Origin of the sequence: Dolichospermum sp. UHCC 0259 (assembly GCF_009711935.1) — a bacterium.
Lineage (GTDB): Bacteria > Cyanobacteriota > Cyanobacteriia > Cyanobacteriales > Nostocaceae > Dolichospermum.
The window spans coordinates 5,191-7,709 of the sequence record NZ_VIKX01000290.1 but is presented as its reverse complement, the minus strand read 5'-3'; the positions used below and the strand labels follow the sequence as shown (position 1 = coordinate 7,709).

The 2,519-nt window shown below is 43.8% G+C and carries 1 protein-coding gene; it reads right to left on the bottom strand.

Annotated features, from left to right (window positions below; genetic code table 11):
• Nucleotides 1-67: 67 nt before the first annotated feature.
• Complete coding sequence (locus FJR05_RS23820) at nucleotides 68-1,831, bottom strand: reverse transcriptase domain-containing protein (protein WP_168646403.1); 1,764 nt, start codon at nucleotides 1,829-1,831, stop codon at nucleotides 68-70.
• Nucleotides 1,832-2,519 lie beyond the last annotated feature (688 nt).

Below are 2,519 nucleotides of genomic sequence, written 5' to 3'. Positions count from 1 at the left end.
GGGAATGTTGCCACTCCACCCCTCTCTTCCGAAACCGTGCTTGCGATTATTCACCGCACACGGCTACTCAATGTGCAATCCTATTGTCATTAACAGACTTCTGACTACCATCAAGGGCAGTTTTTTCATCATGGCAATGTCGATGTAATAGTTGAAGATTAACCCACTCGTCTTTTCCTCCAATGGATTGTGGGATTTTATGGTCAACTTCCATTACATCTTGTTCGCGAAAGTATAATCCGCACGCCCGACATTTACCCTGTTGTTGTTTTAACAATATTGCCTTTCTATTTGGCAATTCAGGATGTCTGCCTAGTCTTGTACTCCAATAAACCAAATCGCCATCATAGGGACTTTTACCACTTTTAACTAGCACATATCTATTGCTACTACTAGCAAATTCTGTGTGCGAGATTAATCGTATAAGGTTATCTCCATTTTTTGTAACAAAGACCAATTTTCTGTTACCAATGGGTCGCCAGTATGTGCGATGGGCTTTCTTGGCGTTTCCAGTCCGGCGTTTTCCCCATCTCCGAAGTTTTAGGTATACCAAATTATCTTGTTTGGAGAAGTCTCCAGATGTTCCACTATCTGAGGCTTTATAATAAGCACTCCATCCCCTAATTACGGGATTGAGGTCTTTAATAAGTGCCGATTGTGGCGATAATCTGTGCAATTTGATGATGCCAGCAATTTCTTGCTGATGTGTCTTGATTGCTTTCTTTGATGGGGTAATGAGTGTGTCAAAACCCAATTTTCTACCGTGGTTATCTTCATCACTTCGATATTTACCCCTTGGGAATTGCTGAATATGATGACCGAGAAAATCAAATCCAGCAATACCATCTTCACTCTTATTGGGTTCGAGTGTGTGAGCAACACGGGTTTTGGAGGGCTTTAACTGTAAGCCAATACCAGCTAACCATTCAGAAATTACTGCCATACACCCGGAAATTACGGACTTGTTTTCGTGCAAAAGTACGAAATCATCGGCGTATCGGATGACACCAATAGAACGGCGTTTCTCCATTCTACTTAGCTTTTTGAAGGTTAAGTTTTCAACGTAATCCTTAACAACCGTTTCTAATCCGTGCAAGGCGATATTCGCTAAAAGTGGTGATAAAATTCCGCCTTGTGGCGTACCACTTGATGTAGCTGTAAATACTCCCTTGTCTATCACCCCAGATTTCAACCAGGCTTTTATTTGTCGCCTGAGTGATGGAAAGGTGTTCACTTTTTGGAGTAATTCGTGATGATTAATACAATCAAAGCACTTGGCTACGTCCGCATCTAATACGTATTTAACCTTTGTTTGTATACAATTTTTAATGTGTTTGATTGCATCTTGGCACGACCTGCCAGGTCTAAAGCCGTAGCTTCCCGGCTCGAAGAGGGCTTCCCACTCTGGTTCGAGTACCGCTTTGACTACAGCTTGGAGGGCGCGGCTTTCGATTGTGGGTATTGATAATGGGCGTTTTTCGTTGCTCCCAGGCTTAGGTATCCATATCCTACGCGTAGGCTTGGATTTTCCTGTAAGCTTTAATTGCCCTGCTAGTTTAAGACGCGCTGCTGGGGATAATGATTTTATACCATCCACTCCTGCGGTCTTTTTTCCTTGGTTTTCAACTGTTACCCGTCGAACCGCTAGTATCCTATTAGACCAAGACCTCATTAACGTTTTCTGGAGTTTGCGGAGTCGTTTGACATCGCCACAGCGTGAAGCAGCATAGATGCGTTTTTGCAACTTGAAAATGTATTTCTCAGCTTTTCGCCAATTAATCGTCTTCCATCCCTCTGTATTCGATATCGAATCAGATTTAGGCTTATTCATTGCTACTTGTACCTCTAGCTTTTTGGCACATTGCGGTTCACGTCAGCATATCCCGGACATTACTCCATCCGTTTTCAGGCTTTGACCGTTAATTCGGTCTGGGCATTAGCTTCTTAAACCATCCTTTCCTCAGTAAAATTTGTAGCCTGACCGCTTACCTGTTAATCGACCGTAACGGGAATTTACATGAGGGTTACTTCGTTCCTGATATCCATTGGTTAGAGACTTTAGGGTATGCCTTTCCACCGGGGGTCTAGGTAGTGCGCTAACTCGGTACGTAGATACTGTTAGACCTTACCCAAGCCGGATATTCCCAACCCAGGGTGTGACCGAATCACAAGCTTATATCCCCTGGCTATTTTTAACGGTGGCTCAACGACATTTAGCCTGCTCTACCCCACGATTCTCCAGCACAATTGTGTTGGCTCGCTTATAGACCTCTTGCTTGCGGAGGATGTTTTCAGCAATTGCCATCTTTATCCGCTTTCGTCCCCGCTTTACGGATTTGATAGTCAGTCTCTTCCGTAGGGGCTACCAGTTTTCTGGTAATTTACGTGCTTTCAGCCCCGCACCAGGGCGGTAAGATTTGGTTTTCTAGGTTACTCACCTCACTTACATGGATATCAAGTTATCATCGGTGGAGGATAAAAGTGCGAACTCAACCCAATAAGAGTTACTCTACCGAAGC